Origin of the sequence: Nostoc mirabile CHAB5784 (assembly GCF_020829645.1) — a bacterium.
GTDB lineage: Bacteria > Cyanobacteriota > Cyanobacteriia > Cyanobacteriales > Nostocaceae > Nostoc > Nostoc mirabile.
Window position 1 is genome coordinate 19,008 of record NZ_JAIVFS010000046.1, and the last position, 17,086, is coordinate 36,093.

At 41.1% G+C, this 17,086-nt stretch carries 12 protein-coding genes; 6 read left to right on the forward strand and 6 right to left on the reverse strand.

Annotation, left to right across the window (positions count from 1 at the left end; genetic code table 11):
- Nucleotides 1-45 precede the first annotated feature (45 nt).
- Complete coding sequence (locus tag LC653_RS25130; RefSeq protein ID WP_229497436.1) at nt 46-732, reverse strand: HAD family hydrolase; 687 nt, start codon at nt 730-732, stop codon at nt 46-48.
- Between the two features lie 547 nt (nt 733-1,279).
- On the opposite strand from LC653_RS25130, the gene LC653_RS25135 reads away from it, so the two are divergent.
- Together LC653_RS25135 and LC653_RS25140 are read left to right on the forward strand one after the other, a co-directional pair.
- Entirely contained in the window at nt 1,280-2,053 is a 774-nt protein-coding gene (locus LC653_RS25135) for a glucosamine-6-phosphate deaminase (protein ID WP_229497437.1), read from the forward strand.
- 208 nt (nt 2,054-2,261) lie between these two features.
- On the forward strand, nt 2,262-2,945 hold the full coding sequence (locus LC653_RS25140) for a TrkA C-terminal domain-containing protein (RefSeq protein WP_229497438.1): 684 nt from the start codon (nt 2,262-2,264) through the stop codon (nt 2,943-2,945).
- Between the two features lie 128 nt (nt 2,946-3,073).
- On the opposite strand, the gene LC653_RS47475 is transcribed toward LC653_RS25140, so the two are convergent.
- Entirely contained in the window at nt 3,074-3,973 is a 900-nt protein-coding gene (locus LC653_RS47475; RefSeq protein WP_229497439.1) for a WGxxGxxG family protein, read from the reverse strand.
- A gap of 2,248 nt (nt 3,974-6,221) precedes the next feature.
- On the opposite strand from LC653_RS47475, the gene LC653_RS47480 reads away from it, so the two are divergent.
- The 3 genes from LC653_RS47480 (at nt 6,222) to argJ (ending at nt 11,657) form a co-directional block, all read left to right on the forward strand.
- The gene (locus tag LC653_RS47480) at nt 6,222-8,198 is read left to right on the forward strand and encodes a PAS domain S-box protein (RefSeq protein ID WP_229497441.1); all 1,977 of its coding nucleotides are present in this window, start codon (nt 6,222-6,224) and stop codon (nt 8,196-8,198) included.
- 12 nt (nt 8,199-8,210) lie between these two features.
- Nucleotides 8,211-9,725, forward strand: a complete 1,515-nt coding sequence (locus tag LC653_RS25160; RefSeq protein ID WP_229497442.1) for a hybrid sensor histidine kinase/response regulator — start codon at nt 8,211-8,213, stop codon at nt 9,723-9,725.
- 768 nt (nt 9,726-10,493) lie between these two features.
- Nucleotides 10,494-11,657, forward strand: coding sequence for a bifunctional glutamate N-acetyltransferase/amino-acid acetyltransferase ArgJ (gene argJ, locus LC653_RS25165; RefSeq protein WP_229497443.1), 1,164 nt, complete (start codon nt 10,494-10,496; stop codon nt 11,655-11,657).
- Nucleotides 11,658-12,039: 382 nt separating this feature from the next.
- On the opposite strand, the gene LC653_RS25170 is transcribed toward argJ, so the two are convergent.
- Genes LC653_RS25170 through LC653_RS25180 form a run of 3 tightly spaced genes read right to left on the reverse strand, consistent with a single transcriptional unit; the run spans nt 12,040 to nt 14,948 of the window.
- Nucleotides 12,040-13,140, reverse strand: coding sequence for an ABC transporter ATP-binding protein (locus tag LC653_RS25170; RefSeq protein WP_229497444.1), 1,101 nt, complete (start codon nt 13,138-13,140; stop codon nt 12,040-12,042).
- 8 nt (nt 13,141-13,148) lie between these two features.
- Nucleotides 13,149-14,033, reverse strand: coding sequence for a carbohydrate ABC transporter permease (locus tag LC653_RS25175; protein ID WP_229497445.1), 885 nt, complete (start codon nt 14,031-14,033; stop codon nt 13,149-13,151).
- Nucleotides 14,034-14,036: 3 nt separating this feature from the next.
- Entirely contained in the window at nt 14,037-14,948 is a 912-nt protein-coding gene (locus LC653_RS25180; RefSeq protein WP_229497446.1) for a carbohydrate ABC transporter permease, read from the reverse strand.
- 69 nt (nt 14,949-15,017) lie between these two features.
- Here LC653_RS25180 and LC653_RS25185 point away from each other — a divergent pair, with 69 nt between their 5' ends.
- Nucleotides 15,018-15,344 (forward strand): hypothetical protein, encoded by a 327-nt coding sequence (locus tag LC653_RS25185; protein WP_229497447.1) that lies wholly within the window; start codon nt 15,018-15,020, stop codon nt 15,342-15,344.
- Here the strand turns inward: LC653_RS25185 and LC653_RS25190 are convergent.
- Complete coding sequence (locus LC653_RS25190; RefSeq protein ID WP_229497448.1) at nt 15,321-16,670, reverse strand: ABC transporter substrate-binding protein; 1,350 nt, start codon at nt 16,668-16,670, stop codon at nt 15,321-15,323. The two genes, LC653_RS25185 and LC653_RS25190, sit on opposite strands and share 24 nt — an antisense overlap.
- Between the last annotated feature and the right edge of the window lie 416 nt (nt 16,671-17,086).

The window sequence follows — 17,086 nt, forward strand, 5'->3', positions numbered from 1 at the left end:
TTAACAAATCCGCGTCTCTACTCTTGATGTTCTAAGATTTTGCGCTTATAAGTTAGAAGCGATCGCACTCAAATCTGGTTCAATGAGTGAGTTGAGCAATGTCCACAACTGTAAATCAGTAAAATCTGGAATTGCCATAAATGCGCCGACTTCTTGTAAAAATTGGGGATTGTGAGTGGAGGCGATGCCAATAGTGCGGATATCTGCGCTCACCGCCGAACGAATACCAGAGGGAGAGTCTTCTAAAGCGATCGCTTCCTCTGCTGTAATCCCCAACTTATTCAGGGCGACTTGGTAGGGTGCAGGGTCAGGTTTACCTGCAATACAATCATCCGCTAAAACAACTGTATGGAAAGCTTCTTTTATTCCCAAAACCTCTAGCATAAATTCTGCATTTAATCTAGGGGCATTAGTTACTAATGCCCGCTTTAACTGATGTGTCTCTGTCCATGCTAGTAGTTCAGAAAATCCACTCAACGGTTTTAGATGCGGGGCGAGTTTGCGGAAAAGCGCCTCTTTTTCATCTGCAAATTTTAGCCCTTCTGCTGTTGATAATTGTGGCAGAATATCCTTAACGATTTCTGGATTTAGCCGCCCACTAATTCGAGATTTGTAAAATGTTTCGTCAATTTCTATGCTGTAATTTAACACCATTTCCCGCCAAGCTCGGTAGTGTATAGGGTCAGTGTTGACAATAGTGCCGTCTAGGTCAAAGAGAATTGCAGCGAGCATGATTTTTGGGTAAAATGTAAATAATTGTTAACTTAATTTAAATAGTTTACATTGTTTTTTTGCCCTTATAGGAATTACGCGGTGAAAACTTGAAACCTTGATCCCCCCTAACCCACGCCAGTCGCTCCACTTGGGGAGACCCCAAGACCGCGCTGGCTCCCCTTAAAAAGGGGGGAACTAAAAGCCCCCTTTTTAAGGGGGTTGGGGGATCTCTTGTCCTTAGTGATTGTTCCTTCGTCAATACAGGGCAAAAAGTCGCGCTAAATTCTAAAATCTATACTAGATAGGACATATAAGGGCAGTCAAGTCGCTTCGCTCCAATTCGTAATTACTAATACTTCGGCTACGCGAGCGTACAAGTTCGTAATTCGTAATTGATACCCCATACATTGGGTTGGGGCTTGAACTGAGGATGCGGAGCATTTCTATATTTTCCATAACTGAAGTTATTGGCTCTGAAACCATGAATTACGAATTACGAATTATTTGGTCAGGTAGAGCTTCTCAAGAAACTACCGTATAATTGATAACCTTCTGTGTAAGCAAAATGCTAGCCGTTACAAACTTTTTTTGCGTTGATGATTTACTAGTGCAGATTTACAACTCTGAAGTTGAAATGGCCCAGGATGTTGCCAAAATCGCGCAAAAGCATTTACAGCAAGTTCTTAATCTTCAGGATACAGCTGCTGTCTTATTAGCAACAGGTAACTCCCAACTCAAATTTCTCGATGCTTTGATTGCATTGGGTGGTGTAGATTGGTCACGGATTATTCTGTTCCATCTAGATGAATATTTGGGAATTACGGCTGACCATTCTGCGAGTTTCCGGCGCTATATGCGAGAACGTGTAGAGAAGCGGGTTATTCCTAAGCAATTTCATTATATAGAAGGTGATACATTGCAACCAGTGGCAGAGTGCGATCGCTACACTAAACTACTCCTTGCACAACCAATTGACTTATGCTGTCTTGGTGTTGGCGAAAATGGACATTTGGCTTTTAACGATCCAGCAGTAGCAAATTTTCAAGATCCTTACAGTGTGAAACTAGTGAAACTGGATACAGTGAACCGTCAGCAACAAGTAAGTACAGGTCACTTTCCGAATCTAGAAACTGTCCCACAGTATGCTTTTACTGTCACCATCTCGACGATTTGTTCAGCTAAAAAAATTATCTGTCTGGCTCCAGAAACACGTAAAGCGAATGTGGTAAAAGAGATGTTGCAAGGAGCTATAAATACAGACTGTCCGGCTTCTATTCTCCGTCAACAATCCCAAGCAACGTTATTTTTGGATGTCAATTCTGCTAGTTTGCTGTCGTGAAGAAGGACTGGGGATTGGGGACTCTAATTCAAGGAATTACGCCAACAATGAGTTACAGCAGTTTGTAAATAAATGAGCCAAAAAACCAATAACTTAAAACAGAAATTATCCTTCTGCCTCAAAACCTGTAACTTTGTATGCTACCGAAGCATTAACTAAGGTGAATCTCTCCCGTGCTAAAAGCATCGTTTTAGTTGGGGACGATAATATGGAAAATCTGGAAATTGGTTTGATGGCTCATGCAATAAACCCCGCCACTAGCTTGATTATTCGCTCTCAAGATCGCCATTTTAGTGATAATATAGCCCCTTTGTTTCCCTATGCCCAAGTTTTGTGTGGCGCGGCTTTATCGGCAGAAGTCTTTGCTTGTGCTGCCTTTGGAGAAAATGTTCTGAGCTTGTTTCACTTGAGCGAGCAAATAGTCATGGTGACGGAATACAAAATTGAAGAGGGCGATACTCTTGATGGGTTGCTTCTATCTGAAATAGCCTATGGGTACAGTGTTGTGCCAATTCTCTACCAGAAATATAGCCGAGACAATTACTCCTTGATGCCCTGGTATGATGTTAAGCTTTATGCTAGCGATCGCTTGATTGTTTTAGCCACAAGCAGTAGTTTGCAGCGAATTGAATGGGGTGAAATGCTGCCTCGCCTTTGGCAGGTGCAGATTGAAAAAGCTCTGACTACAAATGCTATTATGTATGGTGCCCAAGAAATAGTCTTGATTACGGGATGTACTCCCCTTACTGCTAGGCAATGGATGAATAATTTGTCTGGAGTGTTGCCTATACCACTTTATAAACATCAAGCTCAACGCCTTGTGCGTGAGTTAACAAAAATACAAGTTTTAGCAAATGTAATGTTCATTGGGCAAGGCAGTAGCTCGACTTGAGCGAACTGGCGTGCGATTGTAGGAGCGTAATATCAATATATTGTGCCCCTACACATGTCGTCAAACCACTGTAATAGCCTGAAGTTGAAACAAACGACAGTTATACGGCTCTTACAGTGTGGTGAATACTATCTAGAACGAGTACCTGTTACTTCATTAGGATCGCTATAAGCCCGGACTTTTTCCCGATTACGAGCCAGACCTGCTAAACCGGCTAGACCAAGTAAACCTAGCCAACCCCAATCGAAACCGCGGTCGCTAGTTCTTTCGGAAGCTGCGACGCCTGTATTCCTATTAGTACCTGTAGCATCACCACCTGTTGTACCACTACCTGTAGCATCACTACCTGTAGTGCCAGTGCCTGTAGCATCACTGCCTGTAGTGCCACCTATACCACTACCACCTGTACCACTGCCTGTAGTGTCACCTATACCACTACCACCTGTACCACTACCTGTAGTGCCACCTATACCACTACCACCTGTACCACTACCTGTAGTGCCACCTATACCACTACCACCTGTACCACTACCACCTGTACCACTACTATCTGTACCACTACCTGTAGTGCCATTTATACCGCTACCACCTGTACCACTACCTGTAGTGCCACCTATACCGCTACCACCTGTACCACTACCTGTAGTGCCATTTATACCGCTACCACCTGTACCACTACCTGTAGTGCCACCTATACCGCTACCACCTGTACCACTACCTGTAGTGCCATTTATACCACTACCACCTGTACCACTACCTGTAGTGCCATTTATACCACTACCACCTGTACCACTACCTGTAGTGCCACCTATACCGCTACCACCTGTACCACTACCTGTAGTGCCATTTATACCACTACTACCTGTACCACTACCTGTAGTGGCAGTACCTGAGCTACTCCCAGCACTGGAGCCTCCACTGCCGGAGCTTCCGCTTTGGGCAGAAACAGAAGCAGGTAAAGATAAAGAAGCGAAACTGATGGCAAAGACAGTAGCCAAAACAGCTTTAGATAAATCAAAAGGCTTCATAGTTATGGTTCCTATTATGTTCTAGATTTCTGTGGTTGATTGATTTTCAAAACCGATATTGTCTACTCAATCCACTGTTAAATTAGGGGAATTTTTACAAGACAGATTAAGGAGTCTTTAACCTAGTTTCTTTTAGAAATTTGAAAGCATTTTAAGCTCCCACACACAACAACTTAACTAGTCGTCAGATTTAAACTAATTCATAATCAGTAATTACTAATTCATGATATAATTGTGAACCCAGTAACAAGTTGTTTGTTCACAACGACAAGGAATAATAATATTTATTTTTAATAAAATTACATTCACTTGCATCATAATTTTTTATTACTTATTGTATTGTGAATTATTTTGTTATTCCTATTCATGATAGCTGCTAGTTTTTTGCCTGACTTCTACCATAAGAGTAAAATCAATTCTATCGCAGGAATTAATTTGGCATTAAAGTTAGTTTATGAACGTGAAGATAATGAAACTTTTTGGAGCTTGCAATCAGACAAGCAGGCTTCAAGATAAGCACAATCTTCACACTGGGAATTTTGCCCAGGATTGGCACATCCACAGGGAGGGTTCACAAAGCATTCAGAAGGATCTTTATGTGGCCGGTATTTTTTGGATATAAAGTATAAAGCTGCTTCTTGTAGACAAAAAACAAAATCTTTAACCATAAAATTTCGTACCAATCATAATGAATTCAATTATTTGTTAGCTACTTATTTAGATGCGTTAACTAAGTATGCAAGATAAATAAAACTATGTTAAGCAACAATGTAGAACTAATTAAAGTGGCTCGTTATAACGCCTAAAGCCATATATATAAGACATGAAGTGTAACTTACTTCCCCTATAGGGTAAACTACAAACCTTTTAATTATTCACATCGGCTTACTTAATAAGTACAAGCGATCGCTAGGTTAAACAGGATTTTGACCTTAATCAATCTAATGACTTTATTTACATTAATTTTTGTTAGTTGGGTAGAAATAAACTAGAAATTTTAAGCAGCCAGATCCTGCTAACATTTAAGACTAGATTAAGAATGCTCTACAATCGTATTTCACCTGATAATTTCTAACTTCATACTTTAGGTGTGTCTTACATTAGACTTAAGGAATATTTTTATTGCCAGTTAGTTTGTTATCTCATTTTACTTAATAACTGATACAAATTCTTTCCCTTCTGCTTCTCTACTGGCTGTACGAACATTAAACTAAAATGGTATTCACAAAGATATATTCAGAATGTACTGGCGTTTAGTTCTCATCCATTTGGTATATCACGAAACTTCTTTAACAGAGAAGCATCTAACATCTTCCAAATGGCCCATGCAAACTGCAATATCTAAAACTTTGTTGTAGTGAGCGATCGTGATTGGACTTTTGACAAATAAAAAGTGTTAGCGTAAATTTATGCTAACACTAGAAATCTTCTTAGACGAGCGCCCATATCTTCAGTAACCTGGCGTATTTATTTATGTTTAGATAGTTAGTTTTCCGCGCCGATTTACTTAGATTAATATTTGAACACAATACGCTTGGGTTAAGGCTAAAAAATAAAACTAGTGTAGGTTGGGTTGAGGAACGAAACCCAACATGATCAAGCCTTTGTTGGGTAACACGAATGTTCAACCCAACGTAGCATTCTTCTTAACCCAAGCGTATTGTATTTGAACATCCTTGGCAAAATTCCTGAGTTCATTTGGTCATTGTCTGTAGTGACCCCCAAGAGAAGGAGACTCGTCAGCGTGCCACTAAGTCAAAAGCAAGTATCAGCGTATGGTGTGAGTTACGGGGAACCGAACTTTTATAATTTTTACTTAGCATACAGACATTAATTTGAAAGCTATTAAACCGAAAATATACTTAAAAATTCAGTACTAGTTATTTTATATGAGCGAAATATTACTGTGTTTTTTTAAAGGCATTTATATATATAAAGAATTCATTTCAGAGAATCTACGGTAACAAAAATCAAAGCGATCGCGGTACTTTTATTTCAATAAACCTTACATTATCAGCTTAAAAAGCTCAGAAAGGATGACAGATAAAGGATGTAGAAGCCGAAACTGCTATTGTGTACTAGCCTAATGCTAGTACGGGAAAGCTCTGACAAACGCCGAACGTGTTTTTCTTTAGAGTATCAGAAGCCACTCTCTAGGTCTGTGCGCGTCTACAGAGGTCTTAGGCTCAAAACCTCTTCCTTCACACTTCGGGCTTTGGTGAAGACTTGTGCTGTGTATTAGGTTTTTATGATGGAATTTTTAAATAATTTTTTCTCTACTAGCCAGTTTATTCCTCACGGACATTGCTACCTCTGGAAGCCAGGATTGGTATGGTTGCATCTGGTTTCAGATGTGTTAACTGGACTTGCTTATTATTCAATTCCAGTAATGTTGATTTATTTTGTCCGTAAACGGCGAGATGTGCCTTTCGGCTGGATGTTCCTGATGTTTGGCATATTCATCGTTGCTTGTGGCACAACCCATTTAATGGATGTGTGGACGCTTTGGTATCCTACCTATTGGCTATCAGGATTAATTAAAGCTATCACCGCTTTTATCTCAGTATTGACAGCCATAGAACTTGTGCCATTAATACCCCAGGCACTGGGTCTACTGAGTCATACCCAACTAGAGGCTGCAAACTCCCAACTAGCAAAAGAAATTGCTGAACGCATACGGACTGAGGAGGTATTAAGGGAAAGTGAACAACGTTGGCAATTAGCTTTGCGCGGCAATAATGATGGAATTTGGGACTGGAATGTTAAAACCAATGAAGTGTTCTTCTCGGTTCGCTGGAAGGAAATGCTCGGTTACGAAGAGCAGGAAATTTCTAACTATTTAGATGAATGCCTGATACGAGTGCATCCTGATGATCTTGACTGGGTGACACAAGCAGTTCAAGAGCATTTTGATCAGAAAACACCGTTTTACACTATCGAGTATCGATTTTTATGTAAAGATGGCACTTACAAATGGATTTTGGATCGAGGTCAAGCACTGTGGGATGAAGATGGTAACGTAGTGCGGATGGTAGGCTCACATACTGACATCACTGAGCGCAAGCAAGCAGAGGAGGCACTAAATAGCCTACTTAACCAACTAGAAAGCAAGGTTGAGCTACGCACAGCAGAGCTAACAAGAATTAATCAATCACTACAGGCAGAAATTACTGAGCGCCAGCGAATAGATCAAGCATTGCGAGAAAGCGAACAGCGATTCCGTGCTGCATTCCATCAAGCTGCTGTTGGCATCGCCCATGTAGCTATAGATGGAAGGTGGTTGTTAGTTAACCAGAGGCTTTGCGATATTGTCGGTTATACACCCGAAGAACTACAGTTGCTAACTTTCCAAGATATTACTCACCCAGATGATCTTAACACCGACCTAAAATATATTGACGATATTTTAGCAAATAATATTCAAACTTATTCGATAGAAAAGCGCTATTTCTGCAAAGATAGCTCCATAGTTTGGGTTAATCTCACCGTATCTTTAATGCGCGAATCTAGTGGGGAGCCAAAGTATTTTATTTCTGTGGTCGAAGACATTAGCGAACGAATTGCCGCGCAGCGCGATCGCCAGCAGTGGGAGGAGCAAATCCAAGCATCACTTTTAGAAAAAGAGGTGTTATTAAAAGAAATTTATCATCGGGTCAAAAATAATTTACAGGTTATTTCTAGTCTGTTAAGTTTGCAATCTGCTTATATCAAAGATCAAGACGATTTAGTAATATTCAAACAAAGCCAGCAACGGATTGCATCAATGGCTTTAGTTCACGAAAAATTGTATCAGTCTCAAGACTTGGCAAAGATTAATTTTGGTGAATATATTCGAGATTTGGTAGCAAGTTTATTTAGTGCTTATGAAGTTAACGAAAATGTGATCGCTCTGAGAATAAATATAGATGAGCAAGTATTTCTCGGTTTGGATACAGCAATTCCTTGTAGCTTAATTATCCATGAGCTTGTATCTAATTCTTTAAAATATGCATTTCCAGTAGGTAGAAATGGTACGATTTATATCGAAATGAGCAAAAATACTGACCATCAGGTTACACTTATAGTTAGTGATGATGGAATTGGTTTACCATCAAATTTCAGTTTTAAAAATATGGCCTCATTAGGTTGGCAGTTAGTAGATGCTTTAACCAATCAAATTGCAGGGAATATCGATATCCAAGGTTCTATTGGAGTAGAATGCCAGGTGAAATTTACATTAATATAAAATAACTAAAATATGACAAAGGCAAAAATTTTAGTTGTAGAAGATGAAGCTATTGTTGCCAAAGATTTGCAGCATCGACTTATAAAATTCGGTTACACGGTTCCTGCTATCGCTTCTTCAGGAGAAGAAGCAATTAATAAAGCAGTAGAAATATCCCCCGATTTAGTGCTAATGGATATTAAGCTAAAAGGTTCAATGGACGGGATAGAAGCTGCTCAAGAAATCTATAAGCGTTTGGATATTCCAGTAATTTATTTGACTGCTTATGCGGATGAAAACACATTGGAACGAGCTAAGATAACTGAGCCTTTTGCTTACCTAATAAAACCTTTTAAAGAAAGAGAACTACAAACAAATATTGAAATAAGTCTGACTAAACATGGTTTAGAAAGGCAATTAAAGGTAAATAAAAAATGGCTGGATGCACTTTTAAGAAGTATCAGCGATGGTGTGATTGCTAGCGATATGCAAGAATTGATAACTTTTATGAATCCGGTTGCTGAAAATCTAACCGGATGGAAACAGGAAGAAGCTTGTGGCAGAAATTCATCAGAAATATTCAATATTGCTAATGCAGAAACTCATAACTCTATTGAAAGCCCGATCATAAAAGTCCTTCAAGATGGTATTATAGTCAGTCTCCCAGCAGAAACTATTCTGATTACTAAAGACGGTGGAGAAATACCAATTGATGACAGTGTTGCACCAATTAAAGATGATCAAGATAATATTACAGGTGCTGTGTTAGTTTTTCGAGATATTACTGAGCGCAAACGAGCGATTGAGGCGCGTCAAAAGCAAATTGAGCAAGAGCAACTTCTGGTGCAATGGGAGGAAATAAATCAACTCAAAAATGACTTTTTGAATTTAGTTTCCCATGAACTGCGATGGCCTTTGAGTAATATAAAGTTAATGATTCAAATTGTACAATTATCTCCTGGTACTGAGGAAGCTCAACACTATCTACAGCTGATGGAAGACGAGTGCGATCGCGAGCTAGGATTAATTAACGATCTACTAGACTTACAACGGCTGGAAAGCTCATCCTATCCAGTTATGACACCTGATTCGTTACTCTTACAACAGTGGTTACCTTGGGTTATTGAGCCGTTTCAAATCCGTGTTCAAGAACATCAGCAAACTCTACAGATAAATCTCCCTTCAAATCTCCCGCCGTTGTTCTCAGATGGTATTAGCTTGGAACGAATCTTAGTAGAATTGCTCAATAATGCCTGTAAATACACACCAGCAGGTGGTGAAATTGTCTTAAGTGTACGTCACAATTCCTTGGAAGCGCCTGCAAAAACAATTATTACTATCAGTAATTCAGCAGAAATTTTGCTAACAGAGTTACCACGAATCTTTGAGAAATTTTATCGCGTTCCCAATGCAGATATCTGGAATCAAGGTGGTTCGGGATTAGGTTTACCTATAGTACAGAAATTAGTCGAACAACTGCAAGGATACATTCAAGTAGAAAGCAGTAACGGATGGACAACATTTACTGTCACATTAACTGATTTATAGATTTTTAGCTTCTATTAAAATTTTATAAAATTTCTGCTACAGATACGTTTCTAGAGGCACATATAGGAATCGTATTTGATTTTTGAAATTATCTACGTGGTGCGCGTTCGCAAAGCGTCTCGCAGAGAAGCGCAGCGCAAGCGCGATAGGCGGGGAGTGGGGAGTAGGGAATAGGGAATAGGGAATTAGGCTTTTCGAGTTGTACCAAGCTTTTTCAGAAATCAAATATTAGTCCTATATTTATCATTTGTGTCAACTTAAGCTTACAACCTAACACCCTAAGTCTTTGGGATTCGCTCTACTAGCACCCTTAAAAAGGTTGTCGTTATCCACATTTTTGTAACAGTCAAGGTGTCGCGTTCACGCGATATCCCGCCCAGAACTTAAGTTCTGCGCTGATAGCTAAAGTCCACTAAGCGTGGACTGAAATTTTCCCTTTTATATAAGATAGTCTTCTACATGGCTGAAAATTTTGTATTTAGTCCTCTTGAGAGGAATGCAAGCTATTAGCCTTGGAATTTATTCCGAGGCGGGAATGGTAACGAAGCCCAAGATTTAAAAAATGTTGGTAATAACAAGCGTGAAAAAGTGGTGAATTAGAATTTTAGCCCCCAAGAGGATTGGGGGATCTGATATCTTTGTCAATAAACGTTTTTACCTTAAGTTGACACGTATGCACATCTATACTCCCCTACAGGCGATTCATATATCACAAATATTTTTGCAAATGGTATGAGATAATTAAAACAAATTATTAAATCCAGAAAAATGTCATTAGCTATATCTTCCACACCTCAAGGCTTTAGTGCATTTATTACTAATTTAGGAATACGAGATACAACTGATGATTTTGTATTTATTAAATCATCAGTTCCTTGTGTTGCTGATGGAGTCTTCACTCAAAGTATTTTTGCTGGGCCAAGTGTTACGATTAGCCGCAATAACTTAAAAGATTCACAAGCACAAGGAATTGTCGTTATATCTAAGAATGCAAATGTAGCTAATGGTTCTGTTGGGATCGCTGATGCTCAAGAGGTTTTGCAATTAGTTGCAACTGAAATTGGAATTGCTGCACATAATATTGTGATAGCTTCTACAGGTGTAATTGGCAGACGTTACCCAATTGAAAAAATTCGGGCAGGTTTATTAGGATTGGGGAAAAATTTGACTCCTGCTGATTTTCATGCGGCAGCCCGTGGTATTATGACCACCGATACAGTACCGAAACTAGCTACACGGCAAATAGGCGATGCCAAGCTGGTAGGAATTGCCAAAGGTGTCGGCATGATTGAGCCTAATATGGCTACCCTTCTAACTTTCTTTTTTACTGACGCTGCAATTTCTGCAAATAGCCTTCGTTCTATTTTTCGCTCTACTATAGATAAAACCTTTAACTGCCTGAGTGTAGACACTGACACTTCCACTAGTGACTCCGCCGTAATTCTAGCTAATGGAATAGCCGGTGAAGTTTCAGAAGCAGATTTTGCCAGTGCATTGCAAGAAATTGCACAAGAATTGGTGCTGAAAATTGCCAAAGATGCAGAAGGCGCTACCAAAATTATTGAGGTGACTGTAGATTCAGCGATTAACTATGCACAAGCTAAAACAGTAGCTAAAGCAATTGTGAATTCACCATTAGTAAAAACCGCCGTTTATGGAGCAGATCCGAATTGGGGACGAGTTGCTATGGCTATAGGCAAATGTGAAAATGAACAGCAGATAAATCCAGAAAGAGTTGTTATCAGATTTGATAATGTGAAAGTTTATCCTAATAGCTTAACTGATGAAAATCTAGAGCAGTTGCGGCAAATTATGTCCAAAGATCAAGTAAATATCCATGTGAGTCTTAATATTGGTGAAGCCTCTGCAACTGTATGGGGTTGCGATCTTTCAGAGGGTTATATAGAAATTAATGGCAAATACTCAACTTGATTAACAACAAGAAGAACCAGATTATTGTCTACTCGCAAAGCATAGGGGCGCGTCATGACAGCACTCCTTGCCATTACTCAACTCGCCCTCGGCTATCAATTCTAAATTAGATTGATATCATGTTCGGCAAATCACTTATAATATGTCATTGCGAATGCAACGAAGTGGAATGAAGCAATCGCAAAGGTTTGGGATTGCCGCGCTCCGCTCGCAATGACATAAGTATTAAGTCGAACATGATATGACACCTATTTGATGACACGCCCTAGTACAGCACGGCGTAAAGAAACATACCATTTTAAATGGCGCAACAGCTTGGAATACAATTCTTTTGACACTTCGACTTCGCTCAGTGTTAACTTTTGACTTCCGTCTTGCGGTACTAGCTCCTGACACCTAACATTTGTCTCCTAACAAGAGCATGGCCAGATTCAACATCAAACCAGTGAATATCCTCAGGGGGCAATGCTAATGTAATATCCTCGCCACTCCAATTTTGGTCTGTTGGCAACAAAGCACGTACCGTAATCGCTCCGGTTTGTGAACCCTCAATCCTGACACTGACTAAATAGTGCATACCCAAGTTTTCCACTAAAAACACTCGCCCTTGGATAGTTTGGGTATCACCTGGTTGAGCAATGCGGACATTTTCTGGGCGGATTCCCAGAACAATCTGCGGTGGTACTGTTGGTATATCTGGAAGAAGCACTTGGAAGTTACCCACGATCGCATATTGTCCCTTACAAGGTAAAGTTAGCAAATTCATTTGCGGACTACCAACAAATCCAGCCACAAATAGATTAGCTGGATGGTTATAGATGCACTCAGGTGGGTCAAGTTGCTGGACATAGCCATCGTTGAGCAATGCAACTTTCGTGGAGAGCGTCATAGCTTCGGTTTGGTCGTGGGTGACGTAGACAACTGGCACTTTTTGTGCTGCAAAAATTTGCTTAATATCGGCTCGAACTCTTTCCCGCAGTAGTGCATCCAGGTTACTTAAGGGTTCATCCAGCAGGTATACATCAGCATGACGCACCAAAGCACGACCGACAGCAACCCGTTGCCGTTGACCTCCAGACATTTGACCAGGCTTGCGGTTCATTAACTCTGCTAATCCTAAAACTTCTGCCACTTCTGCCACTCGCTGTTTAATTTCTGTAGGTGGTACTTTTTTCAGCTTGAGTCCAGAAGCGAGGTTTTCGTACACTGTCATGTGAGGATAGAGTGCATAGCTTTGAAATACCATTGCAATGTTGCGATCGGCTGCTCGTTTATAGGTGACATCCACCTCCCCAATCTTGATCTGACCACGAGTAGGTTCTTCAAGACCCGCAATCATCCGTAGGACGGTAGATTTGCCACAGCCGGAAGGGCCAAGTAAAGTCAGAAACTCATGGTTATCTACAGTTAAGCTAACGTCCTTGACAGGGACGACTTTAGGATTATAGGTTTTATTCAAATTTTTGAGTTCGAGTTTAGCCATTTTGATTTTTATCCTTTGACGGCACCAGCGGTAAGACCTTGGACAATCCGGCGCTGGAAAAACAAAACTAGTAAAATTAGGGGTAACGTCCCCACAACAGTAGCAGCGGCGATCGGGCCATAGGGAATTTCATATATTGTCGCACCACCCAACTGAGCAGCAGCAACGGGAATTGTCTTCAACTCTTCACGAGTCATAAACGTGAGAGCGAAAATAAACTCGTTCCAAGCAAAAATAAATGTGAGGATTCCAGTAGTCACTAAGGCGGGAAGGGTCATGGGTAGCACGATTTGCCATAGTAGTTGAAAGGTGTTATGGCCATCGACCCTAGCGGAATCTTCCAAATCTTTTGGCAATTGTTGAAAAAAGCTTCTAAGTACTAAAATTGTTAGCGGCAAATTGATGGCAGTATAGGGTATAATCAGCGCCAGATAATTGTTGCCCAATCTCAGCGCTTGGATAATTTCTAACAGTCCTAAGAACAATAGAATTCCAGGAAATAAGGTAACAATTAGAACGCCGCCGAGGATAACTCGTTCACCCCAAGGGCGTAACCGTGCGAGGGCATAAGCCGCAGGTGCGCCGATCGCTAAAGATACAGCTGTAGAAGTAATCGATACAAAGGCACTGTTGAAGATGTAGCGCCAAAATGGACGACGGGTGAATAACTCAATGTAGTGATTGAAAGTGAATCGTGTGGGAAAATAGACAGTAGGAACGGCGGCAATATCCTCATTAACTTTAAACGAGGTCAGCAATTGCCATAAGGCTGGCGCTAGGCTGAATATCACCACTAATACAACTATTATCGGCAGCAAGATTTTTTTAAGAGAAAACTTGGTTTTCCCTGTTTGTCTTGGAGTCGTTGGAACTGCTTGGGGAGTTACACTCATGGGTTAAATGGCTCCTGATGTTTTGGCACGGTATTTGTTAAGCAAGAAACTAGCGATCGCCACCGCCGCAATCAATATTAAAAATGTCACTACTACCAGAGCTGCTCCATAACCAAAATCTAAGTAGCGCATCACCGTCGAGTAAATGTATAATGACACCACTTCCGTAGCGCCACCAGGGCCACCCCCGGTCATCACAGCAATCAAGTCGAAAATCCCAAAAGCTTGAGCAAACCGAAATAGCACTGCAATTAAGATTTGCGGCAGCAGCAGTGGCAGAGTAATATTGCGGAAGCTTTGCCAAGCAGTTGCCCCATCGACTGAGTAAGCTTCATAGAGGTCTTGTGATATCGACTGCAAACCAGCTAGCAACAGAATACTGATAAACGGCGTAGTTTTCCAAACATCAGCAAAAACCAGTGCGATCATCGCCAGCGTTGGATCTCCTAACCAATTAATCCCAGTCTCAATCAGCCCCAATCGCCGCAGAATATCGTTCACAACCCCAAACTGATCGTTAAAAATCCAAGCCCACGCCAGACCAATCAGAGAAGTAGGCAAAGCCCAAGGTATAATCGCCGTTGTACGCACTATGCCCCGCCCAAAAAACGCCTGGTTGAGAACTAGGGCAACCCCCAGTCCTAGCAGTAGTTCTGAGATTACGGTTGCTGTTGTGAACACCGTTGTCGTCCACAAACTCTGCCAAAAACGACCATCCCCCGCCATCCGCACATAATTTTCCAAACCAGAGAATACGGGTTGTAGCTCTGTTCCCAGATTTCTAGTAAATACGCTTAACCAAAATGCTCGTAAAATCGGGTAGGCAAATACAAACAACAGTAGCAGCAATGCGGGTGTTAGTAATATCCATGCTGTCTGTTGTTCTCGACTTCTGAGTGTATGTAAATTTGTCATTTGTCATTTGTCATTGGTCATTTGTCATTTGTCATTTGTCATTGGTCATAAGGCATTGAGAATTGGGCATTGGGGATTTTGAACTCTGTTAATGAGCCTTTGAACTCCGTTAATGAGTCTTTGAGGTGGATGAATGAGCCTTTGAACTCCGTTAATGAGTCTTTGAGGTGGATGAATGAGTCTTTGAACTCCGTTAATGAGTCTTTGAGGTGGATGAATGAGTCTTTGAACTCCGTTAATGAGTCTTTGAGGTGGATGAATGAGTCTTTGAACTCCGTTAATGAGTCTTTGAGGTGGATGAATGAGCCTTTGAACTCCGTTAATGAGTCTTTGAGGTGGATGAATGAGTATCCGAGGTGGATGAACAAGTCTTTAAGCCAATGCTTTAACTTCTAACTCCCCCTGCCCCCTGCCCCCTGCCCCCAGCAGTCGCCGCGTTTCCGCAGCAGCAGCTTGCATTGCTCGTTCAGAATTCATCCGACCAGATAACGCGGCGCTGAGATAACGCTGCAAAATATCTGATGTCTGAGCATATTGCGCGATCGGCGGACGTAAAACTGCATTGTCCACGACCTCCAATAACTGCGGATAGTGGGGGTATTTAGCAACAATCTCTGGGTCTGTAAACAAATCCCGGCGACTTGGCACATAGCCTGCACTAAAAATAAATCGGCGCTGTGCTTCTCGACTGGTAAAATACTGGATTGCTTTCCAAGCTTCTTCAGGATGTTGAGAAGATTTAGCAATCCCTAAACCCCAGCCCCCTAAACAAGCCGCTCCCGTCTTACCAGGAGCATGAACCATCGGTTTAATCGCAATTTTGCCCCGGATTGGCGAATTTTCTGCCTGGGCTAAAGGCCACGCATAGGGCCAACTGCGTAAAAATGCTACTTGATCACTTTGAAATAAGCGCCGGGTATCTTCTTCTTGGTAGGTTGTGACTCCAGGAGGAGAAACGCCAACCCTAACGGTACTACGCAGAAACTCAATGGCTCGTAATGTTTCTGGTCGATCTAGTCCAACTTCGAGGGTGTCGGGATTAACCCAGAAGCCACCAAAGCCATCGAGAACTTCCGCAAACATCGCCACAAGTCCTTCATATTGGCGACCCTGCCAAACATAGCCCCAATTCACCTGCTTTTTCTTTTGCAAGACTTGGGAAATTCGGATCAAATCATCAAAAGTTTCTGGCGGTTTCAATCCTGCTTGTTTGATTAAATCTTCTCGGTAGTAGAGCATTCCCACGTCCGAACGCACTGGAATGCGGTACAGTTTGTCTTGGTAACGTCCCCCTTCTACATCCTGGGATGAAAATGCTCCTAACTCCTCTTTAGAAATGCGATCGCCTAAAGGTAGCAACCATCCAGCAGCAGCAAACTTGGATGTCCAGATCACATCCATATTAATCAGGTCATAAGGGGATTCACCCAAGATAAAAGATGAGGTGTACAGGTCTTCGAGCAAATTTGTGGCATTCGGCCCTTCAACTAGGTTAATGCGAATACCTGGGTTCTCGGCCTCGAAGTCTCTAATTAAACCCTGCCTCCAAGGTTCGGCATCAGGGGCAGTCATTAACAGATTCAGGATAACTGGTTGCTGCGAGAGTCCTACCCAACTGAACAATATGATGCTCAACAGAGTTGCCAAGAAAACCCCTATATGTAAATAACTCTGTTTTTGGATGAATTTTTGCAACTTGTTTATTGGCTTTCGGTACAACATTATTAATGTAGCGATCGCTAGTGGTAATTATTAAAATAATTCGTAATTCGTAATTCGTAATTCGTAAATTTTGTTTTGCATTAGCGAACGCGAGTGCGTCTCCAAGAGTTGCTCTCTTCGAGTCCGCGTTCGCTTTTAGCGTCTCTTCGAGAGCGTCTGGGGATTTTAACCCCACCGCAAAACTTGTCGCGATTTAGAAGCGAGGGACTTAGACCCCTCAAAAATGTTAAAAAATCAAAACAGAAAATGTCTGAAAAAATTTAATTATTTTATATTACTTTTTTATCAAAATCCTATAATTAATAAACAAGCAAGTCAATAAACTTAACATCAAGTTGGCTTTAAAATAAACAATTTGATTGTAAATAAGCGTAACTTTTGCTAACAAACCGTAAATATACAGTAGCCCATTTAAT

Coding starts and splice junctions, on each gene's coding strand:
- LC653_RS25170 (WP_229497444.1), bottom strand. CDS start 13,140: ATGGCTAAACTCGAACTCAAAAATTTGAATAAAACCTATAATCCTAAA.
- LC653_RS25140 (WP_229497438.1), top strand. CDS start 2,262: ATGGAAAATCTGGAAATTGGTTTGATGGCTCATGCAATAAACCCCGCC.
- LC653_RS47475 (WP_229497439.1), bottom strand. CDS start 3,973: ATGAAGCCTTTTGATTTATCTAAAGCTGTTTTGGCTACTGTCTTTGCC.
- argJ (WP_229497443.1), top strand. CDS start 10,494: ATGTCATTAGCTATATCTTCCACACCTCAAGGCTTTAGTGCATTTATT.
- LC653_RS25180 (WP_229497446.1), bottom strand. CDS start 14,948: ATGACAAATTTACATACACTCAGAAGTCGAGAACAACAGACAGCATGG.
- LC653_RS25135 (WP_229497437.1), top strand. CDS start 1,280: ATGCTAGCCGTTACAAACTTTTTTTGCGTTGATGATTTACTAGTGCAG.
- LC653_RS25130 (WP_229497436.1), bottom strand. CDS start 732: ATGCTCGCTGCAATTCTCTTTGACCTAGACGGCACTATTGTCAACACT.
- LC653_RS47480 (WP_229497441.1), top strand. CDS start 6,222: ATGATGGAATTTTTAAATAATTTTTTCTCTACTAGCCAGTTTATTCCT.
- LC653_RS25190 (WP_229497448.1), bottom strand. CDS start 16,670: ATGTTGTACCGAAAGCCAATAAACAAGTTGCAAAAATTCATCCAAAAA.
- LC653_RS25175 (WP_229497445.1), bottom strand. CDS start 14,033: ATGAGTGTAACTCCCCAAGCAGTTCCAACGACTCCAAGACAAACAGGG.
- LC653_RS25160 (WP_229497442.1), top strand. CDS start 8,211: ATGACAAAGGCAAAAATTTTAGTTGTAGAAGATGAAGCTATTGTTGCC.